This is a genomic window from Serratia sp. PL17, from assembly GCF_017832355.1.
GTDB lineage: Bacteria > Pseudomonadota > Gammaproteobacteria > Enterobacterales > Enterobacteriaceae > Serratia.
On sequence record NZ_JAFIBY010000008.1, the window covers coordinates 19,960 to 44,892 of the forward strand.

The 24,933-nt window shown below is 54.8% G+C and carries 24 protein-coding genes; 14 read left to right on the forward strand and 10 right to left on the reverse strand.

Going from position 1 to position 24,933, the window contains the following annotated elements:
• Nucleotides 1–69: 69 nt before the first annotated feature.
• Entirely contained in the window at nt 70–957 is an 888-nt protein-coding gene (gene amiA, locus JOE25_RS21210) for an N-acetylmuramoyl-L-alanine amidase AmiA (protein WP_209638638.1), read from the reverse strand.
• A 318-nt stretch (nt 958–1,275) separates the two neighbouring features.
• Here amiA and JOE25_RS21215 point away from each other — a divergent pair, with 318 nt between their 5' ends.
• Nucleotides 1,276–1,701 carry a GNAT family acetyltransferase gene (locus tag JOE25_RS21215; RefSeq protein ID WP_209638640.1) on the forward strand — a complete coding sequence of 142 codons (426 nt, stop codon included), beginning with the start codon at nt 1,276–1,278 and terminating at the stop codon, nt 1,699–1,701.
• A gap of 43 nt (nt 1,702–1,744) precedes the next feature.
• Here the strand turns inward: JOE25_RS21215 and JOE25_RS21220 are convergent, their stop codons facing one another.
• Nucleotides 1,745–2,137, reverse strand: a complete 393-nt coding sequence (locus JOE25_RS21220; protein WP_209638642.1) for a YgiW/YdeI family stress tolerance OB fold protein — start codon at nt 2,135–2,137, stop codon at nt 1,745–1,747.
• Between the two features lie 172 nt (nt 2,138–2,309).
• Between JOE25_RS21220 and JOE25_RS21225 the strand changes: the two genes are divergently transcribed.
• The 8 genes from JOE25_RS21225 (at nt 2,310) to cysM (ending at nt 9,741) form a co-directional block, all read left to right on the forward strand.
• Complete coding sequence (locus tag JOE25_RS21225) at nt 2,310–2,774, forward strand: DUF2919 domain-containing protein (RefSeq protein ID WP_209638644.1); 465 nt, start codon at nt 2,310–2,312, stop codon at nt 2,772–2,774.
• Between the two features lie 147 nt (nt 2,775–2,921).
• Entirely contained in the window at nt 2,922–3,506 is a 585-nt protein-coding gene (locus JOE25_RS21230) for an RpoE-regulated lipoprotein (RefSeq protein ID WP_209638645.1), read from the forward strand.
• A gap of 237 nt (nt 3,507–3,743) precedes the next feature.
• Entirely contained in the window at nt 3,744–4,643 is a 900-nt protein-coding gene (locus JOE25_RS21235; protein WP_209638647.1) for a Dyp-type peroxidase, read from the forward strand.
• 205 nt (nt 4,644–4,848) lie between these two features.
• The gene (locus JOE25_RS21240; protein WP_209638649.1) at nt 4,849–5,871 is read left to right on the forward strand and encodes a sulfate ABC transporter substrate-binding protein; all 1,023 of its coding nucleotides are present in this window, start codon (nt 4,849–4,851) and stop codon (nt 5,869–5,871) included.
• Nucleotides 5,871–6,704 (forward strand): sulfate/thiosulfate ABC transporter permease CysT, encoded by an 834-nt coding sequence (gene cysT, locus JOE25_RS21245; protein ID WP_209638651.1) that lies wholly within the window; start codon nt 5,871–5,873, stop codon nt 6,702–6,704. The genes JOE25_RS21240 and cysT overlap by 1 nt, the downstream gene beginning before the upstream one ends.
• Entirely contained in the window at nt 6,704–7,579 is an 876-nt protein-coding gene (cysW, locus tag JOE25_RS21250) for a sulfate/thiosulfate ABC transporter permease CysW (protein WP_209638653.1), read from the forward strand. Before cysT ends, cysW begins: the two co-directional genes overlap by 1 nt.
• Nucleotides 7,569–8,657, forward strand: coding sequence for a sulfate/thiosulfate ABC transporter ATP-binding protein CysA (gene cysA, locus JOE25_RS21255; protein ID WP_209638655.1), 1,089 nt, complete (start codon nt 7,569–7,571; stop codon nt 8,655–8,657). Before cysW ends, cysA begins: the two co-directional genes overlap by 11 nt.
• Before the next feature lie 202 nt (nt 8,658–8,859).
• Nucleotides 8,860–9,741, forward strand: a complete 882-nt coding sequence (gene cysM, locus JOE25_RS21260; protein WP_209638657.1) for a cysteine synthase CysM — start codon at nt 8,860–8,862, stop codon at nt 9,739–9,741.
• Between the two features lie 3 nt (nt 9,742–9,744).
• Here cysM and JOE25_RS21265 read toward each other — a convergent pair whose 3' ends face one another.
• Nucleotides 9,745–11,694: a MacB family efflux pump subunit gene (locus JOE25_RS21265; RefSeq protein WP_209638659.1), complete on the reverse strand. Its 1,950-nt coding sequence runs from the start codon at nt 11,692–11,694 to the stop codon at nt 9,745–9,747.
• A 2-nt stretch (nt 11,695–11,696) separates the two neighbouring features.
• Nucleotides 11,697–12,890, reverse strand: a complete 1,194-nt coding sequence (locus tag JOE25_RS21270; protein ID WP_209638661.1) for an efflux RND transporter periplasmic adaptor subunit — start codon at nt 12,888–12,890, stop codon at nt 11,697–11,699.
• Nucleotides 12,891–13,065: 175 nt separating this feature from the next.
• Between JOE25_RS21270 and JOE25_RS21275 the strand changes: the two genes are divergently transcribed.
• On the forward strand, nt 13,066–13,746 hold the full coding sequence (locus tag JOE25_RS21275) for a response regulator transcription factor (RefSeq protein ID WP_209638663.1): 681 nt from the start codon (nt 13,066–13,068) through the stop codon (nt 13,744–13,746).
• A gap of 5 nt (nt 13,747–13,751) precedes the next feature.
• Nucleotides 13,752–15,077, forward strand: a complete 1,326-nt coding sequence (locus tag JOE25_RS21280) for an ATP-binding protein (protein ID WP_209638665.1) — start codon at nt 13,752–13,754, stop codon at nt 15,075–15,077.
• A gap of 248 nt (nt 15,078–15,325) precedes the next feature.
• On the opposite strand, the gene crr is transcribed toward JOE25_RS21280, so the two are convergent.
• The 5 genes from crr to cysZ form a co-directional block, all read right to left on the reverse strand.
• Nucleotides 15,326–15,835, reverse strand: a complete 510-nt coding sequence (gene crr / locus JOE25_RS21285) for a PTS glucose transporter subunit IIA (RefSeq protein WP_037424016.1) — start codon at nt 15,833–15,835, stop codon at nt 15,326–15,328.
• Nucleotides 15,836–15,884: 49 nt separating this feature from the next.
• Nucleotides 15,885–17,612, reverse strand: a complete 1,728-nt coding sequence (gene ptsI, locus JOE25_RS21290; RefSeq protein WP_209638667.1) for a phosphoenolpyruvate-protein phosphotransferase PtsI — start codon at nt 17,610–17,612, stop codon at nt 15,885–15,887.
• A 46-nt stretch (nt 17,613–17,658) separates the two neighbouring features.
• Entirely contained in the window at nt 17,659–17,916 is a 258-nt protein-coding gene (gene ptsH / locus JOE25_RS21295; protein ID WP_004936458.1) for a phosphocarrier protein Hpr, read from the reverse strand.
• 394 nt (nt 17,917–18,310) lie between these two features.
• Nucleotides 18,311–19,279, reverse strand: coding sequence for a cysteine synthase A (cysK, locus tag JOE25_RS21300; RefSeq protein ID WP_037424010.1), 969 nt, complete (start codon nt 19,277–19,279; stop codon nt 18,311–18,313).
• Between the two features lie 183 nt (nt 19,280–19,462).
• Nucleotides 19,463–20,224, reverse strand: a complete 762-nt coding sequence (gene cysZ, locus JOE25_RS21305; protein ID WP_209638669.1) for a sulfate transporter CysZ — start codon at nt 20,222–20,224, stop codon at nt 19,463–19,465.
• Nucleotides 20,225–20,445: 221 nt separating this feature from the next.
• Between cysZ and zipA the strand changes: the two genes are divergently transcribed.
• From zipA to JOE25_RS21320, 3 genes are all read left to right on the forward strand, one after another.
• Nucleotides 20,446–21,444, forward strand: a complete 999-nt coding sequence (gene zipA, locus JOE25_RS21310) for a cell division protein ZipA (RefSeq protein ID WP_209638671.1) — start codon at nt 20,446–20,448, stop codon at nt 21,442–21,444.
• 200 nt (nt 21,445–21,644) lie between these two features.
• On the forward strand, nt 21,645–23,666 hold the full coding sequence (ligA, locus tag JOE25_RS21315; protein ID WP_209638673.1) for an NAD-dependent DNA ligase LigA: 2,022 nt from the start codon (nt 21,645–21,647) through the stop codon (nt 23,664–23,666).
• Entirely contained in the window at nt 23,666–23,881 is a 216-nt protein-coding gene (locus JOE25_RS21320; protein ID WP_209638675.1) for a DUF3820 family protein, read from the forward strand. Before ligA ends, JOE25_RS21320 begins: the two co-directional genes overlap by 1 nt.
• Before the next feature lie 35 nt (nt 23,882–23,916).
• On the opposite strand, the gene JOE25_RS21325 is transcribed toward JOE25_RS21320, so the two are convergent.
• Nucleotides 23,917–24,909: a bile acid:sodium symporter family protein gene (locus JOE25_RS21325; RefSeq protein ID WP_209638676.1), complete on the reverse strand. Its 993-nt coding sequence runs from the start codon at nt 24,907–24,909 to the stop codon at nt 23,917–23,919.
• Nucleotides 24,910–24,933 lie beyond the last annotated feature (24 nt).

Below are 24,933 nucleotides of genomic sequence, written 5' to 3' on the forward strand. Positions count from 1 at the left end.
ACGGAATAATTCACAGCGTCTGACTGAACAAGGCGCAGAGTATACCTTTAATCGCCGTGGCTGGCAGTATTAGCCGGGTTTTCGTTGGTGCGCATCGTAATAACTGAAGAAACTGATGATACCGTCGGCGATGGCGCGGGCGATTTTTTCGCGAAAAGCGGTGGTACCCAGCAGGCGTTCTTCCGCCGGGTTGGTAATAAACGAGGTTTCGACCAACACCGATGGAATTGACGGGGATTTCAACACGGCAAACGCCGCCTGTTCCGTACTGTTGCTATGCAGATGGTGCACCGGGCGAATCTGTCCGAGTACGTGGCGACCCAAGGTCAGGCTGTTATTGATGGTATCTGTCTGCACCAGATCGAACAGCACCTGTTGCAGGTAGTTGTCCTGGTTTTTGTATTTCCCGCCCGCCACATCATCGGCGGCATTTTCGCGGTTGGACAGGTAACGTGCCATGGCGCTGCTGGCGCCGCGATTGGACAGGGCAAACACCGACGCGCCAGAGGCTTCCGGGCTGGTAAAGCCGTCGGCATGAATGGAGATAAACAGATCGGCCTGATGCTGGTGGGCAATCTCAACGCGTTGGAACAAGGGGATAAACTCATCTTCTTCCCGTGTCAGGCGCACTTCGACATGCTCTTGTTCGTGCAGAATACGGCGGACATGGTTGGCTATCTCCAGCACCACGTGCTTTTCCTGCGAGCCTTCGCTGCCAACCGCGCCGGAGTCGATACCGCCGTGACCGGGATCGATCATCACCAGCCTTTTACTGCCTGACGGTTTAGGCGCGGGTTTGCTGTGCGGCTTGCGCAGCATCCCGCCGGATTCGGCATTAGCCGTTTGGCTTTTGCTGCCGAGCAGCACCAGAGCCAGGCCGGAGAGCAATAATTGGCGTCGCGTGGGGGAAGTGGAAAGCGGCTTAAAATTGAGGAATTGATTAACCTGCTTTTTCATAACGCGACGCTCCATCGACAAATTCTATTTTGCGACGTTATATCGTATTGATAATCATTAATCGACCTTATAACTATGTCCATTTATTACGCGTGTAACGGGGTATTTCCCGGTCATTGATAGGGGAAATCCCAGTGACACGCGTCATCGTTGAAGCTATATGCCCATTCACCCCGGTCATAATAGTTGTCAATGCTCCCGGAGGCTAACGGGCCTGCCGCCGGGATACCACGCCAATTATTTAGGATATAGATATTGCGTAAGTAAATAATCACGCGATAATCAGATAAACATCTTAATTAACAGCGGCGAACATCGATGGAAATTCGCGTATTTCGACAAGACGACTTTGAAGAAGTCATTACTCTGTGGGAGCGCTGCGATTTGCTGCGACCGTGGAATGATCCTGAGATGGATATTGAACGTAAATTGAACCACGATCCGGCGCTTTTTCTGGTCGCCGAAGTGGGCGGGGAAGTCGTGGGGTCGGTGATGGGGGGTTACGACGGTCATCGTGGCTCGGCGTATTATCTGGGGGTTCATCCGGATTATCGCGGACGCGGCATTGCCAATGCGTTGATTAGCCGTCTGGAGAAGAAACTGATCGCGCGCGGTTGCCCTAAGATTCAATTGATGGTCCGTGAAGATAACGACACGGTCATTGAGATGTATGAAAAACTCGGTTACGAGATCCAGAACGTGACCAGCCTGGGTAAACGGCTGATTGAAGATCAAGAATATTGAGTCGTACTCTGGGCGGTGACGTTTCACCGCCCGTTGCTATGCGTTATGGCAATTTTTTGATGTTTTTCACATCGACTTCCACGCTGCTCCAGTCTTTATCGACTTTCCCTTCCAACTGCACTTTGTCTTTCGGGGTGATGGTCTGACCGTTCCAGCGTTTTTTGTCGATCTCTACCGTCAGGGTGCCGCTGGCGTCGCGGAAGGTATAGGTATCGTCGCCGACGCGCTGCTCAATGTTGCCCTGCAGCATGACCCAGGTGTCATCGCTCATTGATTTCACCTTGTCTACGGTGGTCAGCGCGGCACTTGGGCCAGAGAAGCCCCCTTGCTGGGTAGTTTGTGTTTGCGGCGCGGCAGGATCGAGGAACCCACCTTGTTGTGCCAAAACCGGTGCGCTGCACAGCGCGATTAATGCGGCCAGGGTATATTTTTTCATCTTAAGCTTCCTTATCTCAATCGAGAATCAAAGCCCTGCCAATCAGGACTGCTGGTTTGATGGGATTAAGTAAAGCATGGAAATCTTAAGAGGTTCTTAAGCGTGCGCATTGAAAACCATAAATGTGACTCCCATCTGAAGAAATACTCATGAGATTGATAAGGAATCGACGTTGAAGTCCTCCCCACACCGTTTTTCCCCCGACGATTACGATCATCACGGTGCGCTGCGTTTGCCACTGTGGTTTTGGGGGGTACTGGTTTTACAAGCCCGAACCTGGATCCTGTTTGTGATGGCCGGTGCTTCACGCCAGCAGGGGGAAGGGTTGTTGCAGCTGTTCTACCCTGATACCCAAAGGTTCTGGTATGGGATCATGCTTGGGTTGCCGGCCGCGTTGGCATTTTTGATTGCCCCACGTCGTCATCAATGGCCGCAATTGTGGCGTATCTGGCGGTGGGTCCTTTGCGTTTCGCTCCTGGCGGCGCTGGGGGGTTCTCTGTTCAGCCTGTGGCAGCAAGCGGACAATCAACCACCGTTGGATATCCTGTTGGTATTGCTCGATGGGCTGGCGCTGGCTTACCTGTTGCTGAACGCACGCCTGAAAGCCTGTTTCACCGCGCAGGACGAGCTAGGTTAATTGCCGCGTTGTGCGGCACTTTTCTTATTTTCCGCACTCCAAGCTCGCAACTGATGGCGAAGCGTGGGCAGTTGTGAGAGGCTGACACGCAGAAAAACGCCGAGCGCGGCAGGCTATGCCTATGCCTTTGATGTTAAGGAGCTAAAGATGAATATCCGCCCACTGTTGCTAGGGCTCCCGCTGGTACTGACCGGCTGTTCGACGATGTCCAACTTCTCTTGGTCGAGCCTGTCCCCCTTTAACTGGTTTGGCAGCAGCATTCAGGTCAGCGCGAAAGGCGTTGGCGATCTCAATGCCGGCACGCCAATGTCAGAAAGCGCGATCAACGACGGGCTGAACGGCAATTATCGTCTGCGTGGCGGCATGGCCACCAGTCAGGGTCAGATTGTTTCTTACTATCAGGCGATGGACGGCAACGATGTGAAACTGGTGATCACCGGTGAGCCCAAGGGCCACGTGCAGCGTGTTGACGTGATGGACAGCAAAGTGGCGACCGAATGGGGCAGCAAACTCGGCACGCCGTTCAGTGACATGTACAAGAAGGCATTCGGTGCCTGTAAACCGGCCGGTGGCGAAGACGCAGGCAAAGTGGAGTGTGTGGCAGAACAGAGTAAGTCTGTTACCTACATCTTCAGCGGAAAATGGGCTGGCCCGCAGGACATTATTCCACCGGATGACACGCTAAAAAGCTGGACGGTCAGCAAGATCATCTGGCACGCCAAACCTCAGTAATCCTTTCTTTTTGGGCGCCCAAACCGCGGCGCCCATGATTTATCGGGTTTTAATCCCTGCTGCACTCCCTACTACCGTCGCCTCAGCGCGGATTTTTTCGGTAACGGGTATCCCTATTTTCTTTGCGCTGATGCAAGGCAATCCCGTTTTCATGGGGTATGATACTGCGCATTCGTAACAGGAAATCCGTGCGCAAACAGTAGCCTGTTACTCGATTTTGATTTGAGGATAACGACAATGACACAGGTTCAGAGCGGCATTTTGCTGGAGCACTGCCGTTTCGCCATTTTTATGGAAGCCACCGTACAGGGCGAATTTGCCGATTTGCGCCAGGGCTGTAAGCAATTTTGCCAAACGTTGACCGAGCTGCAACAGCAGTTCCCGGACGCCCACTTGGGTGCGGTGATCGCCTTTGGGTATGACGTTTGGCACGATCTGTCCAGCGGTCAGGGTGCCAAAGAGCTGAAGCCCTTTACCCCCTTGGGTAAAGGTTTAGCGCCGGCGACCCAGCGCGACATGTTGATCCATATCCAATCTTTGCGTCATGACGTTAACTTCACGCTGGCGCAGGCTGCGCTTGCGGCGTTCGGCAATGCGATCAAAATCGAAGAGGAGACCCACGGTTTCCGCTGGGTAGAAGAGCGTGACCTGAGCGGCTTTATCGACGGTACCGAAAACCCGCAGGGCGACAAACGTCCTGAAGTGGCGGTGATTGCCGAGGGTGAAGAGGACGAAGGCGGTAGCTACGTGCTGGTTCAACGTTACGAACACAACCTGCGTCAGTGGCAGCGCTTTACTACTGAACAGCAAGAGCAGATTATCGGCCGCACCAAACATGACAGTGAAGAGTTGCCGCCAGAGCAGCGCCCGGACACCTCTCACGTTAGCCGCGTTGATCTGAAAGAAGAGGGCAAGGGCCTGAAAATTCTGCGCCAGAGCCTGCCTTATGGCACTGCCAGCGGTAAACACGGATTGTATTTCATCGCCTATTGCGCCCGTCTGCATAACATTGAAAAGCAACTGCTGAGCATGTTCGGCGATCTCGACGGCAAACGCGACGCCATGCTGCGTTTCAGCCGTGCCGTGACCGGTAGCTACTATTTTGCTCCATCGCTGACGCGCTTGCTGTCGCTGTAATCATCCCTCCGGAGCCGGCTACCCTCGGCTCCGGCATCATCACCCCTCCTCGCCAAAACCGCCCCGGCCCTGCCTTATAGCGTTTGATGCTTGAAAATCACTAAACGGTATATAAAAGCGTTACAGCTCCGCACCTAGTTATAAATACACTGGTCAACATCAGGGCGAAAGCCCGACAGATTGACTCAGTTAGCTAAGGTGCAGAATGAAACAAACGCGGGTTAAAAATATTGTGCTGAAAGGTTGGTTGGCAGCGGCGCTGTTAGCCAGTGGCACCGTCTCGGCAACTGAATTGCTGAACAGCTCTTATGACGTTTCCCGTGAATTGTTTGCCGCACTGAATCCGGGCTTTGAGCAGCAATGGAACCAGCAGCATCCGGGCGACAAGCTCACCATCAAACAGTCCCATGCAGGTTCTTCTAAACAGGCGCTGGCGATCCTGCAAGGGTTGCGTGCTGACGTGGTGACTTACAACCAGGTGACTGACGTACAGATCCTGCACGACCGTGGGCAGCTGATACCGGCCGACTGGCAGAGCCGTTTACCGAACAACAGCTCCCCATTCTATTCCACCATGGCTTTCCTGGTGCGCAAGGACAATCCAAAAGGCATTCATAGCTGGAATGATTTGGTGCGTGACGATGTGAAGCTGGTGTTCCCGAATCCAAAAACCTCCGGCAATGGCCGTTATACCTATCTGGCTGCCTGGGGGGCTGCGAATCAGGCCGATGGCAATGACCAGGCGAAAACGCGCGCCTTTATGACCCGTTTCCTAAAAAACGTCTTGGTGTTTGACACCGGTGGCCGCGGTGCGACAACCACCTTCGTGGAGCGGGGGTTGGGGGACGTGCTGATAAGTTTTGAGTCGGAAGTGAACAATATTCGCAAGCAATATGGTGAAGACAAATACCAAGTGATCGTACCGCCGGTCGATATTCTGGCGGAGTTCCCGGTGGCTTGGGTAGACAAAAACGTGGAAAAAAACGGGACTGAGCAGGCAGCTAAAGACTACCTGAATTATCTCTACAGCCCGGCAGCGCAGCAGGTGATCACCAGCTACTACTATCGCGTTTACGACAAACAGGCGATGGCAGCAGCGAAGGGCCAATTCCCGGATACCAAGCTGTTCCGGGTCGAAGATCAGTTTGGCGGCTGGCCACAGGTAATGAAAACGCATTTCTCGACCGGTGGCGAGTTGGATCAGTTATTAGCAGCAGGGCATAAGTAATGTTGTCGTTGTCCAGCAAACGGGTTCTGCCTGGGTTTGGTTTAAGCCTCGGGAGCAGCCTGTTTTACACCTGCCTGATTCTGCTGTTGCCGCTCAGTGCGCTGGTGATGCAATTGGCGCAAATGAGCCTGGCGCAGTATTGGGACGTGATCTCCAATCCGCAGGTGGTTGCAGCCTATAAAGTTACGCTGCTTGCTGCGGGGGTTGCCAGTCTGTTTAACGCGGTGTTTGGCATGCTGATGGCCTGGATCCTCACGCGCTACCGCTTCCCAGGGCGCACGCTGTTGGACGGCCTGATCGATTTGCCGTTTGCATTGCCGACCGCCGTGGCTGGCCTGACATTGGCGGGGCTGTTTTCTACCACGGGCTGGTATGGCCAATGGTTGGCGCATTTTGACATCAAAGTGACCTTTACCTGGTTGGGTATTGCGGTGGCGATGGCATTTACCAGCCTGCCCTTTGTGGTGCGTACCGTTCAGCCGGTGTTGGAAGAGCTGGGGCCGGAATACGAAGAGGCGGCAGAAACGCTGGGTGCCACTCGCTGGCAGAGCTTTCGTCGCGTCGTGATACCCGAATTGGCGCCGGCGCTGTTAGCCGGCACGGCTATCTCATTTACCCGTAGCCTGGGTGAGTTTGGTGCGGTGATTTTTATCGCCGGTAACATCGCCTGGAAGACGGAAGTGACCTCACTGATGATTTTTGTCCGTTTGCAGGAGTTCGATTACCCGGCAGCCAGTGCGATTGCCTCGGTGATCCTGGCGGCATCGTTGCTGTTGCTGTTCAGCATTAACGTTCTGCAGAGCCGCTTTGGCCGACGCATCGGGGGGCACTGATGGCGGATATCTCTGAGTTCAACGGCGTCGAACGGCCGCGCGTCAACTGGGGCAAGTGGACACTGATCGGTATCGGTGTGCTGTTCTCGGTACTGCTACTGGTGGTACCGATTATTTCGATTTTCGCCGAGGCCTTTTCTAAAGGCGCTGGGGTGATGTGGAGCAACCTGGTCGATCGCGACATGCTGCACGCCATTTGGCTGACGGTGCTGATTGCCTTGATTACCGTACCCTTCAACCTGGTTTTCGGTACGTTATTGGCATGGTTGGTGACGCGTTTTACCTTCCCAGGGCGTCAACTGTTACTGACGTTGATCGACATTCCTTTTGCCGTTTCACCGGTGGTGGCGGGGCTGATTTACCTGTTGTTTTACGGCAGCAATGGCCTGCTGGGCGGTTGGCTGGATGCGCATAACATCCAGCTTATGTTCTCTTGGCCGGGCATGGTGCTGGTGACCATTTTCGTTACCTGTCCGTTTGTGGTGCGTGAGCTGGTGCCGATGATGCTGAGCCAGGGCAGCCAGGAAGACGAGGCCGCCATTTTGCTGGGCGCTTCTGGCTGGCAGATGTTCCGCCGGGTGACGCTGCCAAACATTCGCTGGGCGCTGTTGTACGGCGTGGTACTGACCAACGCGCGTGCCATCGGCGAATTCGGTGCGGTATCAGTGGTGTCCGGTTCTATTCGCGGTGAAACCTTCAGCCTGCCGCTGCAGGTTGAGTTATTGCAGCAGGATTACAACACGGTTGGCTCCTTTACCGCCGCCGGTTTATTGACCCTGATGGCGATAGTGACCCTATTTTTGAAGAGTGGCCTGCAATGGCGTCTGGAACGTCAGAATGCACGTCTCGAGCGGGAGGAAAATCATGAGCATTGAGATTAACGGTATCAATAAGTTTTTCGGTCGTACCAAGGTATTGAACGATATCTCGCTCGACATTGCTTCTGGCGAGATGGTGGCATTGTTGGGGCCGTCCGGCTCCGGTAAAACCACGCTGCTGCGTATTATCGCGGGGTTGGAAAACCAGAGTAGCGGTAAGTTGGGCTTCCACGGTACCGACGTCAGCCATGTGCATGCGCGCGACCGCCGGGTTGGCTTCGTGTTCCAGCACTATGCGTTGTTCCGTCATATGACCGTATTTGACAACATCGCCTTTGGTTTGAGCGTGTTACCACGTCGTGAACGCCCAAATGCGGCGGCGATCAAACAAAAAGTGACCCAGCTGCTTGAGATGGTGCAATTGGCTCATTTGGCTAACCGCTACCCGTCACAGCTTTCCGGCGGTCAGAAGCAGCGCGTGGCGTTGGCGCGCGCCCTGGCGGTAGAACCGCAGATTTTGCTGCTGGATGAACCCTTTGGTGCACTGGATGCGCAAGTGCGTAAAGAGCTGCGCCGCTGGTTGCGCCAGTTGCACGAAGAGCTGAAGTTCACCAGCGTGTTCGTCACCCACGATCAGGAAGAGGCGATGGAAGTGGCTGACCGTATCGTGGTGATGAGCCAGGGCAATATTGAGCAGGTCGGTTCACCGGAAGAGATTATCCGTGAGCCTGCCAGCCGTTTCGTACTGGAATTTATGGGCGAAGTGAACCGCCTGAGCGGCGAGATCCGTGGTTCGCAGCTGTTTGTTGGTGCACACCAGTGGCCGCTTTCGTTCCAGCCAATGCATCAAGGCAGCGTAGACTTGTTCTTGCGGCCTTGGGAAATGGAAGTGGGCACCGAGAGCAGTGAGCGCTGCCCGTTGCCGGTACAGGTGCTGGAAGTCAGCCCGCGTGGCCACTTCTGGCAATTGACCGTACAGCCAATCGGCTGGCATCAGGAGCCTATCAGCGTGATTTTGCCAGAAGGCAACCCAACCCCGGTGCGCGGCGGTCGTTATTACGTTGGCAGCCTGAATGCACGCCTGTATGCCGGTGACCAACTGCTACAACCTGTTGCGTTAGCTAAAAGCGCCTGATATACCCTTTATCTTTCAAGTTGCAGGTGTGTTGGCTGCCTTTACTTGCCCCAGTCGCTTACTGATATAAGCGCCTGGGGACTCGTGCAGTTGCCGCCCTTCCTGCACCCTGAAATATTTTGGGCATAGGTTTTAACTGACGTTAAAGGCAACCCCGGGGTTGCCTTTTTATATTACGTACTTCAACACACAGGCAAAGATCGTGACAACGCTTGAACAATGTATCGGTAATACCCCGCTGGTAAAATTACAACGTCTGGCTACAGGACTAAACAGCGAGGTTTGGGTCAAACTGGAAGGCAATAACCCGGCGGGCTCGGTGAAGGATCGTGCCGCGTTGGCGATGATTCAACAGGCGGAGCTGCGCGGTGAGATACAGCCCGGTGACCGTCTGATCGAGGCCACCAGTGGTAACACCGGTATAGCGCTGGCGATGATCGCGGCGTTGAAAGGCTATGCGATGACGTTGTTGATGCCGGAAAACATGAGCCTGGAGCGTCAGGCGGCCATGCGTGCTTATGGCGCAGAATTGATTCTGGTGAGCAAAGACGTCGGGATGGAAGGCGCGCGCGATCTGGCATTGGAAATGTACAATCAGGGGCAGGGCAAAGTATTGGACCAGTTCAATAATTTGGATAACCCGTATGCCCACTTCACCACCACTGGCCCGGAAATCTGGCAGCAGAGCGAGCAGCGTATCACCCATTTCGTATCAAGCATGGGCACGACGGGCACGATAACCGGTGTGGGCGGATACCTGAAGAGCCAGAATGCCCAGGTGCAGATCATCGGTCTGCAACCGGCAGAGGGCAGCCATATTCCCGGTATCCGCCGCTGGGCGCCAGCCTACCTGCCGGGCATATTCCGCCCGGATCTGGTGGACCAGGTGTTGGACATTGAGCAAACGGACGCTGAGCAGACCATGCGTCAGTTGGCGCAGCGTGAAGGTATTTTCTGCGGCGTCAGTTCCGGTGGTGCCGTTGCCGGCGCATTGCGGATTGCCGCAGACAACCCCGGCAGTGTGATTGTGGCGATCATCTGTGATCGCGGTGATCGCTATCTTTCTACCGGCGTTTTTGGCTGAGTGCTATTCCCTTTCCAACGCATGTATCGGATCCATCCCGGCGGCCCGTTTCGCCGGGAAGAAACCAAAAATCACCCCGATTAATGTCGAGCAGATAAAGGCGGCGACGATAGATGCGCTGGAATAAACCATCGTGAAGTTATCGCTGAATTGGCTGAATACCACGCCGATCGCCAGTGATAATAACACCCCCAAGGTGCCTCCCAGCAGGCACACCAGCACGGCCTCAATCAGAAACTGTTGCATGATGTCGCTGGCACGTGCGCCAACCGCCATGCGTACGCCAATTTCACGGGTGCGCTCGGTGACCGACACCAACATGATATTCATCACCCCAATGCCGCCAACCACAAGCGAAATCAGCGCGATCATCGACACCAGTAGCGTCAGGGTGGCGGTGGTCTGCTCAATGGTTTGGCGAATGCTGTCGGTGTTCATCACGAAGAAATCCTTGCCGCCGTGGCGCTGGCTCAGCAGACGCGTGACGCCATCTTCAGCGCTGGCAAGATCGATATCATCGTTTACGCGTACGGTAATGCTTTTCAGGTAACTCTGGCCCAGCATGCGTTTCATCGCGGTAGTGTAGGGGATCCAGACATTCAGGTTTTCATCACTGCCGAAGCCACTCTGCTTTTTGGCCGCGACGCCGATAATGCGGCACGGCAGCGAACCGAGCAGGATCACTTCGCCCAGCGGGTTGGCTCCGTGAGGAAACAGCGTGTCGCGGGTATTTTCGTCAATCACCACTTCCTGCATCAGCTGGTCAATGCTACGGCGGTTAAATGCCATGCCGCTGTCGATGTTATAGCCACGGACCAGAAAATACTGTTCCCCGACGCCATTGACGGTGCCGCTGACCGATTGGTTGCCATAGCGGAACGTGGTGCTCGTGGAAAGGGTCGGTGTCACGCTGTGCACGTATCCTTGCTGGGCTAACGCGTCAGCGTCGGTCGCACGCAGCGTTTGCACTGCGGCTGAGCGCATATCGCCGAAATCCTTGCCCGGATAGACTTCCAGTGTGCTGGTGCCCATGGCGTTGATATTGGCCAACACCTGCTGTTGAGAGCCTTTGCCCAGAGCCACCACTGATACAACCGAGGCGATGCCAATGATAATCCCAAGCATGGTGAGTAGGGTGCGCAGGCGCTGAGAAGCCATCGCCAACAGCGCCATTTTGAATGCTTCGCGCAGGCGATCGCGTTGTGAATGCCAACGGCCGCTGGTGTTATCCAATGCTTTTGGCAGGCGCACGACGCGTTGGACGGTTTTCTGTCGATCGGCAACGATCTCGCCATCGCTGAGTTCAATAATGCGCTGAGCATGTTCGGCGATCTGCATGTCGTGAGTGACGATCACCACCGTGTGACCGCGTGCGTGCAGGTCTTTCAGGATGCTCATCACTTCCTGCCCACTGTGACTGTCCAGCGCACCGGTCGGTTCATCCGCCAGAATCACTTCGCCGCCGTTCATCAATGCGCGGGCGATGCTCACCCGCTGTTGTTGGCCCCCGGAGAGTTGACTCGGTCGGTAATTCAACCGTTGCGCTAACCCAAGCCGCTGCAAGAGATCGGCTGCCCGCTGTTGTCGCGAATGGCGTGGATGGCCGGCATACACTGCGGGTACCTCTATGTTGCCTTGCGCACTCAGATCGCCCAGCAGATGGTAGCGTTGGAAGATAAAACCGAAGTGTTCGCGTCGCAGTTCAGCCAGGCTATCGCGATCTCGCTGTCCGGTACTGCGGCCAGCTACCTGATAATCGCCTTCGCTCGGGCGATCAAGACAACCGAGAATGTTCATCAGCGTCGACTTACCGGAACCGGAAGCGCCGACGATCGCCACCATTTCCCCCTGATCAATGTCGAGGTTGATATTGTTCAATACCGTTACGTTTTGTTCACCGGCTTGAAAACGGCGGCTGATGCCGCGCAGTTGCAACAGAGGTTGTTGGCTCATTGTTACATTCCCATTGGTGGTGGGCCCATACGGCGCGTGCTGCTTTTGGCCGCCGTATTCACCTGGCTGACAATCACGCTCTCACCGGCCAATATGCCGCTGATAATCTGTGCATCAACGTTGTTGTTAATCCCCACTTTTACCGGGCGTCGATCAACGTTTCCCTGTTTATCGACTACCTGCACCCAGTCGCCTTGTAAGGCTGTCGCAGGGATGACCACTGCGTTTTCAGCCTTGTCCAACACGATATACACCTGTGCGGTCATTGAGATACGCAGTGCGCCGTCAGGGTTGGCCACGTCGAACAGACCGTTATAGTAAATCGCGCTACTTGAGCTGGAGGCGCTGCTGGAACTGCTGGTACTGGACGACGTGGTCTCATCGTTGATGGAGTCTGGGGCCGGTTCTATCGCCCGCAGTGTGGTGCTGTAGCGCTTACCGGGTTCACCAAGGATAGTGAAATAGACCGGCATGCCGGTTTTTACCTTGACCACGTCAGCTTCAGAAATCTGCGCCTCAATGGTCATGGTCGCCAATTGAGCGACTTTGACGATGGTTGGAGCGCTTTGTACCGCATTCACCGTTTGCCCAGCTTCCACCGGCAGCGCGACGATGGTGCCATCTATCGGCGAGGTGATTTTGGTGTAACCGAGGTTGACCTGGGCTGTGTTGACGGCAATCTGCGCCTGAACGATCTGGGCATCCAGGGCATTGACATCGGCACGAGTGGCAATCAGTGTGGCCTGAGCATTGTCCAAATCTGCCTGTACACCGACGCCATGCGCCACGATGGCTTGCTGGCGTTGATAAGCGCGCTGATTGTTATGCAGTGCCGCCATTTTTGATGCGCGTTGCGCCTGAACGTTTTTCAATGCTGCTTCTGCGTCCCTCAGGGCGTTCTGCTGGGTTAAGTCGTCAATCTCAGCGACCCGTTGGCCTTTATGCACTTTATCGCCCAGCGCCACGTACAGGGCCTTAATTTGACCAGACACCTGGGCGCCGACGCTGACCTGTTTCTGCGCCTCAATGGTGCCGTCAGCCAATACCGTTTGTTCCAGGTCGCGCGTTTGCGCCACGGCGGTGATATAACGGGGCGTCGCGGTATCGCCTTGAGATCTGAAGTAGAGAAATAGGGCGATAGCGGCCACAATAACAGTTGGCAGCAGATAACGTTTTGAGCGTTGAAACGATGGCATGACGATGGGATTCCCTGGCATGAAAGCGCGGTAAAAATCTGTTGGCACTAATTTAACGCGCCGCCGACGGGCCTGCGGTTAAGTGGCGTTCAGGAATATGTAAGGATTGAGTAAAACCGGCTGCGAAGCAGACAAATAGGCGTGAAAATGGCGAAAATCCGCGAAGGAGCAAGGCATGAAAATTTTATTGGTCGATGATGACCTCGAACTCGGCACCATGCTGAGCGAATACCTGACCGGCGAAGGTTTTAACGCCACGCTGGTACTGACTGGCAAAGCCGGTGTGGAAGGCGCGCTGTCGGGCGAGTACACCGCGATGATCCTCGACATCATGTTGCCGGACATGAGCGGCATTGACGTGCTGCGCGACGTGCGTAAAAAGAGCCGTATGCCAATCATTATGCTGACAGCCAAAGGCGATAACATCGATCGGGTTATCGGCCTGGAAATGGGCGCTGACGACTACATGCCTAAGCCGTGCTATCCCCGAGAGCTGGTGGCGCGTTTGCGTGCGGTGCTGCGCCGTTTTGACGAACGCCCGGATGAGGTGGACGACGGGATTGCCATTAATTTTGGTGAGCTGAGCCTCAATCCGTCTACTCGCAGCAGCGAATGGCGCGGTAAACCTTTCGATCTGACCGCTTCCGAATTCAACCTGCTGGAGTTGCTGCTGCGTGCACCTGAGCGCGTAGTGTCTAAAGATGAGCTGTCAGAAAAAGGCTTGGGGCGCCCGCGCGAAGCTTATGACCGCAGCGTTGATGTCCATATCAGCAATATCCGGCAGAAGCTGGGTGCATTGACGGACAATGCGTTAAGTATTGAAACGGTGCGCAGCATCGGCTACCGAATCCGATAATGCCCATGCGCGGAAGACTATTCTGGAAAATCCTGCTCGGTTTCTGGCTGACCTTTATCATCATGACCCAGGCATTGTGGGTGGCTTTTTCATTGTATGGCGATCGCTACGAGCCGCCGGAAAACGCTATGGCGCGGCGAGTGATTGCGCTGCATTTAACCTCTGCCGCCACGCAACTGCGTAGCGGCGGTATGCCGGCACTCGAGGCAATGCTGAAGGACTGGCCGGAAGATGACCGGCGCTTGCTGTCCGTGACTGCATTGGCGCAGCCGCCCGCCCCTGCACCGGAGGAGCCGGCATTTGAAGGCCGCCGGATGCCGAAAGCCGTTACGGAATGGGTCGCAGACGACGGGGACGGTAAAGGGTATCTGCTGAGCTACGACATGCGTGGGCTGCGGGAGGAATACCGCCCGAACAAACGTTCGCATTTCTTCAACATCCCCGCCCCGATGCTGTGGGTCGGTGGGTTGGCAGGGTTGTTATTCAGTGCCGTGCTGGCCTGGAACCTGACCCGGCCAATGCGCAAATTGCGCGACGGTTTTGATCGCGTGGCGCAGGGGGATTTATCGGTGCGTTTATTCCCTGCGATGCGCCGCAGGCATGATGAGCTTTCTGAGGTTGCGCGTGATTTTGACAGCATGGCTGAACGGTTAGAACTGCTGGTTAGCGCCCGGGAACAGCTGTTGCATGACGTCTCCCACGAGTTGCGTTCACCGCTGGCTCGCCTGCAGTTGGCCATTGGTCTGGCGCGGCAGAATGAAGGCAATGTAGAAAACTCGCTGCAGCGTATTGAGCATGAAGCGGGGCGGTTGGATAAAATGATTGGCGAGCTGTTGGCACTGTCACGCGCCGAAAGCAACAATCTGCCGGATGAAGAGTATTTCGACTTGTATGGGCTGGTGGATGCGGTGGTCAGTGACGCACGCTACGAAGCGCAGATCCCCGGGGTGGATATTGTGCTGCAGGCCAGTTCGGACGTGGAATATACCGTTAAAGGGAATGCCGAGCTGATGCGGCGTGCGGTGGATAATATTGTGCGCAATGCGCTGCGTTTCTCCAGCCACGGTCAGCAAGTGACGGTGGTGCTGACGCGTATTGATCAACTGTTCCAGATAGAGGTCAGCGATCAGGGCCCGGGTGTGGAAGAATCGAAACTTTCCAGCATTTTTGATCCGTTCGTCAGGGTTAAATCGGCGATGTCAGGCAAGGGCTACGGGCTGGGGCTGGCGATCACCCGCAAGGTGGTGCTGGCACACGGTGGCCAGGTTGAAGCGCGCAATGGTGGACAGGGGGGGTTAGTTATCACCCTCCGCATCCCGCGCTGGGGGTAATAAGCTCTCTTACTTGCCATTTTGAACAGGGCTTTGCGCTGTCCAAACTGTTTGCGCCGATGGCGACTATTACCAGGGTATTCCCAAAGGATTTCGAATTGCAGCTAGGCGGCAAGCGTGGGCATCCCCAGGAGCTTACTTTGGTAAGTGACTGGGGTAAGCACGTGCAGCCAACAACGCTGCAGTTTGAAAGACGAAGGGAATAAGAAAAACGGCGCCGAGGGCGCCGTTTTTATGTCCATCCGCAATTACTTCTTGATGCGGATGATCGGGGTCTCACCAACGGTTACGTTACCGGACAGTTTGATCAGCTCTTTGATCTCGTCCATGTTGGAGATAACAACCGGCGTCAGGATAGACTTGGCTTTCTCTTCCAGCAGTGCCAGGTTGAACTCGATAACGACGTCGCCTTTCTTGACGCGTTGACCTTCTTCAGCGATGCGTTTGAAGCCTTCGCCTTTCAGTTCAACAGTGTCGATACCGAAGTGGACAAACAGCTCGATGCCGCTGTCGGATTCGATAGAGAAAGCATGGTTGGTTTCGAAAATTTTGCCGATAGTGCCGTCAACCGGGGCAACCATTTTGTTGCCTGTTGGTTTGATAGCAATACCGTCACCAACGATTTTTTCAGCAAATACAACGTCAGGTACATCTTCGATATTAACGATTTCGCCAGAAAGTGGAGCTACGATCTCGATAGTGCCCGTGTCTTTCTTGTCATCAGAAACCAGAGATTTCAATTTATCGAACAAACCCATGATCTTCTCCTAAGCATTAAATTGGGCGGCGTTCCAGTGTCGTGGAAGTTTAGCAGAGCGTCTTTTCTTCGATGAATTTATTCACGCAATTCATCAGGTCTTGCGCCGTTGGCTGTGCCAAGGCTTGCGCTGCCAACGCCTTCACATCTTCGAAATTAGTATTACGAATAATTTTCTTGATGCGCGGGATTGAAATCGCACTCATGCTGAACTCATCCAGCCCCATGCCCAATAACAACAGTGTAGCACGCTCATCGCCAGCCAGTTCACCGCACATACCGGTCCACTTGCCTTCTGCATGAGATGCATCAATAACCTGTTTGATCAGGCTAAGTACTGATGGGGACATCGGGTTATAGAGATGAGAAATCAGCTCGTTGCCGCGATCTACTGCCAGAGTATACTGGGTTAGATCGTTTGTCCCAATACTAAAGAAGTCGACTTCTTTCGCCAGGTGGTGAGCAATCACCGCCGCAGCCGGTGTTTCGACCATCACGCCGACTTCAATTGTTTCGTCAAACGCCTTGCCTTCTTCACGCAGCTGGGCTTTCAGCGTCTCGATTTCACCTTTCAGATCGCGGACTTCTTCCACGGAAATGATCATCGGGAACATGATGCGCAGTTTGCCGAACGCGGAGGCACGCAGAATAGCGCGCAGCTGAGCGTGCAGGATTTCTCTGCGGTCCATGGCGATACGGATGGCACGCCAGCCGAGGAACGGGTTCTCTTCTTTCGGCAGGTTCATGTACGGCAGGTCTTTGTCGCCGCCGATGTCCATGGTACGGACAATCACAGCCTGTGAACCCATGGCTTCCGCAACGGCTTTATAAGCCTGGAATTGCTCGTCTTCGGTTGGCAGTGAGTCGCGATCCATAAACAGGAATTCGGTACGATACAGGCCGACGCCTTCAGCGCCGTTGCGCTCTGCACCTGCGACGTCGCGCACGGTGCCGATGTTGGCGCAGACTTCAACCTGATGACCGTCCAGCGTAATGGCCGGCAGATCTTTCAGCTTGGCCAGATCGTTTTTCTCGGTGACGTACTGGTTCTGTTCTGCTTTCAGCTGATCGATAACGTCAGCGGTTGGGTTAACGTAAATTTTATTGTTAACCGCGTCCAGAATCAGGTAATCGTCGTTCTTCACCTGCTTGGTCACGTCGCTGGTGCCTACGATTGCCGGCAATTCCAGAGAACGCGCCATGATGGAGGTGTGAGACGTACGGCCGCCGAGATCGGTGATGAAACCCAGCACTTTGTCCAGGTTCAACTGTGCGGTCTCAGACGGAGTCAAATCGGTAGCGACCAGGATAACTTCGTCCTGAATGGCGCTCAGATCGACGATAGCCAGGCCCAGAATGTTCTGCAGCAGGCGTTTACCGATGTCACGTACGTCGGCCGCACGTTCTTTCAGGTATTCATCGTCGAGTTCTTCCAGTGCTTTCGCCTGGCCTTCGATGATGGTGTAGGCAGCTGCGTCCGCAGAAGCCAACTCATCTTTGATTAGGGCTATGATTTCCTGCTCAAGCTCTTCGTCTTCCAACAGCATGATGTGGCCTTCGAAGATCGCTTCTTTTTCTTCGCCGAAGGTTTCGCCAGCTTTGGTCTTGATCGCTTCCAACTGCTCGGACGCTTTGGCGCGGCCAGCAAGAAAACGTGAGACTTCCTGCTCTACATCATCTGCAGAGATTTTCTTCCGGTTGATGACAATCTCATCTTCTTTCAGTAGGAGAGCCTTACCAAAAGCGATACCCGGTGATACTAAAATGCCTGAAATCATAACCCTACCTTACTCTTGACTGGTGTTAACTAAGAAGACGGGCCGATTACTCAAGCTCTGCCATCAGTTTTACCAAGTGCTCAACGGCTTTCTGCTCGTCTTCACCTTCAGCGGAGATGGTCACTACGGTCCCTTGAGTCAGCCCCAGAGTTTGCAGTTTGAACAGGCTTTTGGCGCTGGCGCTTTTACCGTTAGAGGTCACGGTGATGTCAGACGTGAAGCCTTTAGCTTCTTTTACGAACTGAGCGGCAGGGCGAGTGTGCAGACCATTAGGAGCGGTAATAGTAACTTCTTGCTGGAACATTGATGTTTCCCCAACTTATTGGTGTGTTGTGGAGCTAAAGTTTAGCCCAAGGGTGTGACTTTAGCTTGTCTGGTTAGCGCCTGACTATGGTACAGGGGCGAGCATTGATGCAACAGAAAACGACGAGTTAGGCACTTCAGATCAAAAAATTCAGCTTCTGTCGTCGTTTCAATCAGCTCCCCATTATGCCGTGTTTAACGCATCACCGACAAATGAGTAAATCGATTCAGCTTAAACAAGGAATGATGAGTGATTAATTTTGCGCACCGAAATAATGCACCGTTAAATACTAAAGCTGGCAGGTAAAATCAATCTTTGACTGCTATAAACTTTGATCCAGTCCACAAAAAAGCACCCCGAAAGGTGCTTTTTTAGCGATTTGTGCACAGTGGCACTACTGTTGCAATTCTTGCTCAGTGAACAAATCAGCGAACAGAGCGGTGCTTAAATAGCGCTCGCCGGAGGACGGCAAGATCACCACGATGGTTTTGTCGGCGAATTCAGGTTCTTCGGCCAATTTCACGGCTGCCACCACTGCGGCACCGGAGGAAATGCCCGCCAGAATGCCTTCTTCGTCCATCAAACGGCGCGCCATGCTGATGGCTTCGTCGTTGGTGACTTGTTCGACGCGGTCAACCAACTTGAGATCCAGGTTGCCCGGGATAAAACCTGCACCGATGCCCTGAATCTTATGGGGACCTGGTTTGATCTCTTCACCGGCGAGCGCCTGGGTGATGACCGGTGAGTCGGTAGGCTCCACCGCGACAGTGGTGATTGCCTTGCCTTTGGTATTCTTGATATAGCGGCTGACACCCGTCAGCGTACCGCCGGTACCCACGCCGGAAATGAAAACATCCACTTCGCCATCGGTATCGTCCCAGATTTCTGGGCCGGTAGTTTGTTCATGAATTGCTGGGTTAGCCGGATTGCTGAACTGCTGCAGGATGATGTAGCGATTCGGATCGGTGGCGACAATTTCTTCCGCCTTGGCGATCGCGCCCTTCATGCCTTTTGCGCCTTCGGTCAACACCAGGTTGGCGCCCAGCGCCTTCAGCAGCTTACGGCGTTCGATGCTCATGGTTTCCGGCATGGTCAGCGTCAGCTTGTAGCCACGCGCCGCGGCGACGAACGCCAGAGCGATACCGGTGTTGCCGCTGGTCGGCTCCACAAGTTCTTTGCCGGCGACCAGGATGCCGCGTTTTTCCGCGTCCCAAATCATATTGGCACCGATGCGGCATTTAACGCTGAAGCTAGGGTTGCGAGATTCAACCTTGGCCAGAATGCGTCCGTTGCCGATACGGTTCAGACGAACCAGCGGCGTATGGCCGATTGTTAATGAGTTATCTTCATATATCTTGCTCATAGCCCGTCCTTTAACTCTATGAAAATGTGGGGAACATCGAAAGCATACGCTAACAGTACCGGCAGGGAAGTAAAGAATTGGTATATCTATATGTTATTAGGAAATAAGTTTTAAGCACAAGGATAAGGGCGCATATTGCGCGCCCTGTCGAAGAATTAATCGTAATGCGGGGCCGAAAATGGCTTAGGAACGTACGAATTGCGTACGATAACGGTCGACCCACATGGCGGTGGCGCCGCAAACCGCGACCGGCAGGATAACCAGATTGAGGATGGGGATCATGGTGAACAGGCTCACCATCGCGCCAAACTGCAGGTTATCGGTTTTATGCTGACGCAGTGCGCTGCGCATATCGGCAAAGCTCACCTTGTGGTTATCGAAAGGGTAGTCGCAATACTGAATTGCCAGCATCCAGGCGCTGAACAGGAACCACAGCACAGGCGCCACGGTTTGGCCAATGCCAGGAATGAAATAAAGAATCAGCAACAATAAGGCGCGTGGCAGATAGTAAGCCAGCTTGCGCCATTCACGCGCCATAATGCGCGGCAGATCTTTCACAATGCCGAAGATACCGGTGTCCGGTAACGGCTTGCCGGTCAGGCTGCCTTCCAACTGTTCGGCTAGCAGGCCACAGAAGGGGGCAGCGATCAGGTTGGTGATGGTGCTGAACAGATAGCTGAACACCAACAGCACGGAAATGACCGCAAGTGGCCACAGCAAATAGCTCAGCCACTGCAGCCAACTGGGAACATGGCTCATCATGCTCGGGATCCAGTCGCCCAGTTGGCTGAACAACCACCAGAAAGCGGACCCCATCAGCAGTACATTGACCAGCAACGGTAATACGACATAGCGTTTAATCCCCGGGCGCGAAATCAGGCGCCAGCCTTCGGCAAAATAATGAAGGCCGTTGGTGGAGTGAGAAGGTGACTGCGAATAGGACATATCTTAAGTTATCTCTTTGTCTGAACAGGCATCGCTATCATATCGGGATGATTTTCTACTGGCTAGGGTGACATTGGCTGAAAAAACAGCAAAAAAAGGCAGTGTAATCATCTTTATTGGCATAAAGTTCAGCACGGACTTGCACTTGTGTGCTCGGGCAAATAGAGTTAAAGAGTGAATGTTTGCCGCGGTGGCAATGTATTGGAACAACAGAGATAGCAATGATGCAGGATTTGCGTCTGATATTAATCGTTGTTGGCGCGATCGCCATAATAGCGTTGTTATTGCACGGTCTTTGGACCAGCCGTAAGGAACGCTCATCGCTTTTCCGCGATCGCCCAGCCAAACGTTCTAAAAAAGAACGTGAACAATCCCCGATCGACGATCTCGATGAAGGCGTGGGAGAGGTGCGTGTACGCTCCGCTCACCCGCAGGATGAGCCGTCCTTTGGTCATTTTGATGCCGCTCGCGAAGAACCCGTGGTTGCGCCCAAGCCTGCTCCAGCGGCTGAGCCAGCACCGCGTGCCGTTCAACCGGCTGCTCATCAGTCTCCGCCACCGCTGTCTCAGCGGCCGGATTATGATGACATCCTGTTGGACAACTACGCGCAGGACGAAGACGATGAGCCGCAGCAGCCTGCGACACGCCGTGAACCGCGCGTTGACGATCTCCCGCCAGTGGCGCATGCAGCAGAACCGGTGTTCCACACCGAGCCTGCTCAGCAGCCGCAGCCGGAAGAGAAGCCAGCGGTGGTGCACGAGCCTCAGCCTGCTCCTGCCGCCATCAAACCGGCAAAACTGAAAGAAACCGTACTGGTGTTGCACGTTACTGCACATCAGGGTGGCGTGATCGGCGGCGAAGTCTTGCTGCAGAGCGTGCTGCAAGCGGGCTTCCAGTTTGGCGAAATGGGCATTTTCCATCGCCATATCAGCCCTGCGGGCAGCGGCCCTGTGCTGTTCAGCCTGGCGAATATGGTTAAACCGGGGTCCTTTGATCCTGAGATGATGTCTGATTTCTCCACGCCAGGCGTGTCGATGTTCATGATGGTGCCGTCTTATGGCGACGCTAATCAGAACTTCAAGCTGATGCTGCAGTCGGCTCAGCGAATCGCCGACGATGTGGGTGGTGTGGTGCTGGACGATGAGCGCCGCATGATGACCCCGCAGAAGCTGGAAACCTACAAAGCGCGCATTCGTGAAGTGTTGGATAACACCGACTGATCGGCTGCTACGCGCACTCAATACCCGTAATCCTAAAGCCCCCGCTAGTCGGGGGTTTTGTTACCCTAAATACGTCGAACTGCATCAAAGCGGCAACGGAGCGAAGCCCAGGGAACTTAGCTAACTAAGTCACGGGTCAGTAAAGGCAGCCCACAAAGATGCAGCTTGAAATATGACGGGGATATCTTTGATGGTGAGCCATGGAATCGATAATCCAACAAATCAATCAACTACGAACCTCCCTGCGCCATCACGAATATCAATATCATGTGCTGGACGCGCCGGAAGTGCCGGATGCGGAATATGATCGCCTGATGCGCGAATTGCGTGAGCTGGAAAGCGCGCACCCGGAGTTGATCACCGCGGATTCGCCCACTCAGCGCGTGGGTGCAGCTCCGCTGGCGGCATTCGATCAGGTCCGTCACGAAGTGCCGATGCTGTCATTGGATAACGTCTTTGACGAAGAAAGCTTCCTGGCGTTCTACAAGCGAGTGCAAGATCGCCTGAAGAGCAGTGACCCACTGACCTTCTGCTGCGAGCTGAAACTGGATGGTCTGGCGGTCAGCTTGTTGTACGAAGAGGGGGAATTGGTTCGTGCGGCCACGCGCGGCGACGGCACCACCGGTGAAAACATTACCTCCAACGTGCGCACCATCCGCGCTATTCCGCTGCGGTTGACCGGCGAGAATATCCCGCGTCGGCTGGAAGTGCGTGGCGAAGTCTTTATGCCGCAAGCGGGTTTTGAGCAGATGAACGAAGAAGCGCGTCGTAAAGACGGCAAGATCTTCGCTAACCCGCGTAACGCAGCCGCCGGATCGATCCGTCAGCTTGATCCGCGGATCACCGCCAAGCGCCCGCTGACCTTCTTTTGCTATGGTGTTGGCCTGTTGGAAGGGGGCGAGTTACCGCGTAGCCACTGGCAGCGCCTGATGCAGTTCAAAGACTGGGGTTTACCCGTCAGCGATCGCGCTCAACGTTGCACTGGCAGCGATGAGGTACTGGCGTTTTATCGCCAGGTGGAGCAAGACCGCACGCAACTCGGCTTTGATATCGACGGCGTGGTGGTGAAGATCGACGATATCGATCTGCAAGAAACGCTCGGCTTTGTGGCGCGTGCGCCGCGCTGGGCGACGGCATTTAAATTCCCGGCGCAAGAGCAAATCACCGTGGTGCGTGAGGTGGAGTTCCAGGTGGGGCGCACCGGGGCAATTACGCCGGTAGCGCGTCTGGAGCCGGTACTGGTTGCGGGTGTGATTGTCAGCAATGCCACCTTGCACAATGCTGATGAAATTGAACGGCTGGGCCTGCGTATCGGCGACACCGTGATTGTCCGTCGCGCGGGCGACGTGATCCCACAGGTGGTGGGGGTGATGACCGATCGTCGCCCAGCGGACGCGCGTGAAATTTTGTTTCCTCAGCATTGTCCGGTCTGCGGTTCTGACGTCGAACGAGTGGAAGGCGAAGCGGTAGCGCGCTGCACCGGTGGGCTGATCTGCGCCGCACAGCGCAAAGAGTCGCTGAAGCATTTCGTCTCCCGTCGTGCGCTGGACGTCGAAGGCATGGGGGACAAAATCATCGAACAGCTGGTGGAAAAAGAGTACGTCAAGAACCCGGCCGATCTGTTCCGTCTGTCCGCAGGAATTCTGACCGGCCTGGATCGCATGGGGCCAAAGTCGGCGCAGAATCTGGTCAATGCGCTGGAGAAGTCCAAGCAGACTACCTTTGCTCGTTTCCTGTATGCGCTGGGTATTCGTGAAGTTGGCGAGGCGACGGCCGCGAATCTGGCTGCGTACTTCGGCACGCTTGAGAAGCTGTTTGCCGCCGATATTGAGGCGTTGAAAGAGGTGCCGGATGTCGGTGACGTGGTGGCGAAGCACACGCGCCATTTCCTTGACGAAGCGCTTAACCAGCAGGTGATCCAGGAACTGGTCAGCGACGAAATTGGCATTAACTGGCCAGCCCCGGTGGTGATCGTCGCTGAAGAGATCGACAGCCCATTTGCCGGTAAAACGGTGGTGCTTACCGGTTCGCTTAGCCAGCTTTCACGCGATGAAGCCAAAGATCGCCTGACGGCGCTGGGCGCGAAAGTCAGCGGCAGCGTATCGAAGAAAACCGATCTGGTGATTGCCGGTGAAGCCGCCGGTTCCAAACTGGTGAAGGCACAGGAACTGGGTATTGAGGTGATCGACGAAGCGGAAATGATCCGCCTGCTGGGTGCCTGATGGAAAAAGAGAACCTGATCGAAATTGCCAATACCGTGATGCCGTTCGGCAAGTATCAGGGAAGGGTGTTGATTGACTTGCCTGAAGAGTATCTGCTGTGGTTCGCCCGCAAAGGGGAGTTCCCCAACGGCAAACTGGGCATGCTGATGGAAATGACGTTGGCGATTAAAATCGAAGGGCTCGACAACCTGGTCAAGCCGCTGAAGAAAAGCTGAGTTGCCGGGCGCGGTGTCTTGCCGCGCCCATTTCATTATCCCCGTGCCGTTTCTGCGTTTGGCACCGCCTGTTTTTCCTGCTGTTTCTTCTGATAGCGCCGTGCCAGTACTGCGCAGGTCATCAACTGCACCTGATGGAACACCATCAGCGGTAGCACCATAATCCCAACGGTCGCGGCCGGGAACAGGATATTGGCCATCGGGATGCCGTTTGCCAGGCTTTTCTTCGAACCGCAAAACACAATGGTGATCTCATCGGCTTTGCTAAAGCCCAGCCAGCGCGCCATGTAGGTGTTGACCACTAACACAATCGTCAACAATACCAGACTGCCCACCACAATAAACACCAGCGACCCAATGCCGACCTGATGCCAGATACCGTGTGTAACTGCCTCGCTAAAAGCGGCATAGACGACCAGCAGAATCGACGTCTGGTCGGTTTTGCCGATCAACTTGCGGTTACGTTCAATCCATTTGCCAATGAGTGGCCGTGACAGGTGGCCAGCGACAAAGGGCACCAGCAGTTGCAGCACAATGGAGCCGACCTGTTGAAGGCTGCCGGTTTCACCGTGGACATTCATCAATAGCCCGACCAGCAGGGGAGAAACGAATATTCCCAGCAGGCTCGAAGCTGAAGCGCTGCACACCGCAGCAGCAACGTTGCCACCTGCCAGCGACGTAAATGCAATGGCCGATTGCACGGTGGCAGGCAGGATGCACAGGTAAATAAAACCGGAATACAATTCAGGGCTGACGTTGACCGGTGACCACCATTTGAACAGCACACCGAGCACCGGGAAAATAATAAAGGTGCTGAACATCACCCACAGATGCAGCCGCCAGTTATTGCTACCGGCCAAAATGGCTTCGCGCGACAGTTTGGCACCGTGCATAAAGAACAGCAGAGCGATGGCGGCGATGGTCAGGGCGTTCAGCCAACCGACAAACTCGCCGCGTGCCGGCAGAAATGAAGCCAACAGCACGGTGGCGATCAGCGTCAGAGTAAAGCGATCGGGCAGAAATCTCATGGTGGCGCACTCGGGAAAGAAATC